The organism is Massilia sp. 2TAF26, assembly GCF_052115005.1.
Lineage (GTDB): Bacteria > Pseudomonadota > Gammaproteobacteria > Burkholderiales > Burkholderiaceae_D > Telluria.
On the sequence record NZ_JBFRFV010000160.1, the window covers coordinates 1 to 319 of the forward strand.

Below are 319 nucleotides of genomic sequence, written 5' to 3' on the forward strand. Positions count from 1 at the left end.
TGACGTTCCCTGACACTCATGCAGGGGCCAACGTTATAGGGACAAGTGAATAAGTGCACATGGTGGATGCCTTGGCGATTACAGGCGATGAAGGACGTTGTAGCCTGCGAAAAGCTACGGGGAGCTGGCAAACGAGCTTTGATCCGTAGATGTCCGAATGGGGAAACCCGGCCTTTTAGGTCATCACTCACTGAATACATAGGTGTGTGAAGCGAACGCGGCGAACTGAAACATCTAAGTAGCTGCAGGAAAAGAAATCAACCGAGATTCCCAAAGTAGTGGCGAGCGAAATGGGATGAGCCTTGTACGTGATAGTCGA

1 rRNA gene is annotated in these 319 nt (G+C 50.5%); it reads left to right on the plus strand.

From position 1 onward, the window contains the following. Positions 1-39: 39 nt before the first annotated feature. Positions 40-319: ribosomal RNA gene (locus AB4Z32_RS27945) — 23S ribosomal RNA — on the plus strand; the annotation flags it as partial.